Annotated in this window: 4 protein-coding genes and 1 pseudogene; all 5 read right to left on the bottom strand. The window is 60.1% G+C overall.

Features of this window, described 5'->3' with window-relative positions:
* Window positions 1-368 precede the first annotated feature (368 nt).
* A complete protein-coding gene (locus tag FS320_RS40830; protein WP_152718245.1) occupies window positions 369-632 on the bottom strand; it encodes a hypothetical protein in 264 nt (87 codons plus the stop codon).
* Between the two features lie 194 nt (window positions 633-826).
* A complete protein-coding gene (locus tag FS320_RS40825) occupies window positions 827-1,141 on the bottom strand; it encodes a DUF3574 domain-containing protein (RefSeq protein ID WP_152718243.1) in 315 nt (104 codons plus the stop codon).
* 169 nt (window positions 1,142-1,310) lie between these two features.
* On the bottom strand, window positions 1,311-1,988 hold the full coding sequence (locus tag FS320_RS40820; RefSeq protein WP_152718241.1) for a CYTH domain-containing protein: 678 nt from the start codon (window positions 1,986-1,988) through the stop codon (window positions 1,311-1,313).
* A 124-nt stretch (window positions 1,989-2,112) separates the two neighbouring features.
* Entirely contained in the window at window positions 2,113-2,340 is a 228-nt protein-coding gene (locus FS320_RS40815) for a hypothetical protein (RefSeq protein ID WP_152718239.1), read from the bottom strand.
* Window positions 2,341-2,893: 553 nt separating this feature from the next.
* Window positions 2,894-3,035 (bottom strand): annotated as a pseudogene (locus FS320_RS40810) (ATP-binding protein); the annotation flags it as partial.

Genomic DNA, 3,035 nt, shown 5'->3' with positions numbered 1-3,035 from the left:
ACCTGACGCGGCTTCAGGAGGCGCGGTCCCTATGATCGGTAAAGTCCCGGGCCTGACGATCTTCATCCTGCAAGCGCTGTGCATCGTCGCGATCGCTCTTGCCCCACGCATCATCGACACTCTGGGGTTGGCATCGCGCTAGGTTCCAAGCAACCCATGCCGGCTGTCCGACCATGCATCTTCAGATGGAGGTGCGTTCGGTCTGCACAGAAAGAGCACCCGACCAAGTCCAACGATGAGAGGGGTTAAAGTTCCTGGGCTTGGCCGGGAGTACGGTCGGGCAACCGGTGTCCCAATATGACATCCACCCCTGAACCATCGGTGAACGCCGATCAGCGTTCCGGCTGAATTTCACTGAATGGGATGGCTCACCGCTCCGAGGCATCGCCATGGCGATTGTTGGTCTTCATCTGTGGCTGGCCGAGCCACTCACAGAGATCCTCCAACGAGGCGAAGACATGTTCGAGCTCCGTGAAGGGCGCTGGCCTCCGAGATAGAGGCACATCCTCGAGCAGTTCCGCTGTCCAGGCGTAAGGCTGGTATGAGCTGGTGCGCACCACGCTGCCCACAACCTCTCCATGCAGGAGGAGATCATACGCCCCGGGCGCGAGTTGGATCAGGATGTAGGTCATACCAAGTTCTTAGCAGGGACCAGCTGTCGATCAATCCACTCGTAGGCCTAAATGAGGACAGCCTCACGATCTAACACCATGGTGAGGGTCGGGCGCTGTTTGGTTATCGCCACCAAATCCATCCATTCCAAGCCACTTGGGCCAAGGCGGACCCGATAGCCGCGGTACTCCAGGTCTTCAGCCGCTTTGGCGAATCAGAACCGTGCGCACGTCGTGGCACGCTCGCGCAGGACGGCCTCCTGGTCAAAGCGCTGTCGGTACTCGGCGATGATCTCTGAAATCTTGCCCCGTGCGGTCGGGTCACCGGAGTGAAGCATGGTCACGACTTGGGAGGCCTCCCGCTCGATTTGACCGCTTGCATTCCGCCATTGCCCGGTTGCCTTCACCACCGTCAGGCCATCAGGAAAGCGTGGCGTGATGATCTCATTCAGGAACCGCCGCCACTCGGCCTCGCGGACTGCACCTCCATTCGGGCGGTTACGGCCAAAGTAGAGCGTGTCGCGAACCATCGGCTGATCGCCTGCCTCGCACGCCCCTGCGCTCGGACGGATGGGCAACGAGGACGCGGCGCAGCCTGCCACCCCGGCAGGAGCAGAGCCAGAACCCCGTGCCAGGGCATAGGATTAGCGTGGTTCATACGACCGCCACTCCGTTAACTCCATGCATCGGAGTAGAGGATCAGCGCCCCTGCGGCTGTAACGAACGGGCGAGTTCCCGGATCACGCTGTCCTCAATATTGAGCCCATCCAGTTCCCGCTCCGCCTCAGGATCCAAGACGGTCTCGAATGTCTCAGGTTCAGGAGCCACCCAGGTCGGCTGCGGCTGGGGCTCGCCAGCCCGGTCACCCAAGGCATCGAGCAGGCTGTTAAGGGCTGCATCCGTGACCTCCACCTCCGGAGTGGATGGCAGACCGGTGAGAGCAAGAGAGCGGACCTGGTAGGTGGGTTCACTGGTGACCTCGGGACCAAACCAGACCGGCGGCTGGAACTTGCGCGCCGCCTTGTCGTGTTTGAATGCGACGCTGATCAGATCGAGCGACGCTGGAGCGACGAAGCGCTGGATGGTGGCACTGTGCGAGCCGATGTCGATCGGGATGCTCAGATACTCGGTCTGTCCGGCGGTCAGATCGAGCAGCGCCTCAGCCTGAGCACGAGAGATCTCAGCAGGCTCCTCGAGTGGGCCGGCAGCATGATGGGAGACCAGGATAAGACGGCCGGTACCGCCTGAAACCTGCACGTGAGTGCTCCGGCCTGTTCGATCCGGGAAGAAGCCCTGCCGGACGAGGTGGCCTCCCCTCTCCCTCTCGATCAGGCGAGCCAGGGCAGAGGCGAGCAGAAAGACACGGGTGGTGCTCATCAGTTCAGCCTTCCACGAAGGTGCTGCGGGTTAAGCCGGCTCTTCTCAAGCTAGGGTGTCATAACGGGTCAGGGAAGGGAGTTCGGCACTGTCTCTGTCAGACGGGAAGGGAGCTGACTGATCTTTACTCAAGGAGAGCAGCCAGTTCCCGGCTGTAGTTCTCCCGCCGTTGCTGATGTCGGGATTCAAGCATCGCGAGGGCGCGATCCTTCACGCTCGTGTTGGGCAATGTCGCGATGAGGTTCTGTCGCTCCCGCTCGTATTGGTCATCCAGCTCCTTCAAAATGGCTCGAAGGGACTTCACCAGAGGATGATCCTCAACAGCTGCACTGCCTACCTTCTGATCAACCACGCCCCGCTCCTACGGAACACCACCGCACCATGTAATGTGTGGGAAAATAAATGTGGTGTCTGTCGGGAAAGCGACAGATTAGAAGAATTCATTCGCATTTGGCATATCTTTCCGCATTGAGCTCCCACAGTGATCAAGCTCTGCCGAAACCATGACCATTTCAATCGTCACTAAGACGAGTTGGTCTGCGAGGGGGTATCGGCCCATGCCTCACGTATGTTCTTCATGCCTCACGTATGTTCTTGCAGCGTTATCCAGCTGACAGACACGGATTGTTTACCACGGCCACGACAGGATGCTTGCTCCGGGCGCGTGGCGTATCAGCCCGAACAGACACTCCGGTGCCATTGGTGATGGCATTGAGGTGGGTGGAGGGCTTCCTCTCCACTGATGCCCTGGCTGTGAAGACTTTGAGGCAGCACTCTCAGCCAGGGCGCTTTGACGTGCCGAATGCCCGTCGATCGCAATCTCAGACACGTGTCAAGCGACACCGAGATTTACGAGATAAGGCGACATCCAGTTTTACGACGGCTCAAGCGTGAGCCCGCTGGAGAGCCTCCTCCAGATCCCGCAGGCGATAGCTGCGCCCCTTGATGTTGAGAACATGCGCTCGGTGCAGCAGGCGGTCGAGGATGGCCGTGGCCAGCACCTCGTCGCCGGCCAGCAGCTCGGTCCACTCCCGGATGCTCTTGTTC

Origin of the sequence: Microvirga tunisiensis (assembly GCF_009296175.1) — a bacterium.
Classification (GTDB): Bacteria; Pseudomonadota; Alphaproteobacteria; order Rhizobiales; family Beijerinckiaceae; genus Microvirga; species Microvirga tunisiensis.
This window is presented reverse-complemented; position numbering and strand designations above follow the sequence as displayed.

Excerpts from the sequence above, each read along its gene's own strand:
- FS320_RS40825 (WP_152718243.1), bottom strand. The coding sequence starts at position 1,141 with ATGGTTCGCGACACGCTCTACTTTGGCCGTAACCGCCCGAATGGAGGT.
- FS320_RS40820 (WP_152718241.1), bottom strand. The coding sequence starts at position 1,988 with ATGAGCACCACCCGTGTCTTTCTGCTCGCCTCTGCCCTGGCTCGCCTG.
- FS320_RS40830 (WP_152718245.1), bottom strand. The coding sequence starts at position 632 with ATGACCTACATCCTGATCCAACTCGCGCCCGGGGCGTATGATCTCCTC.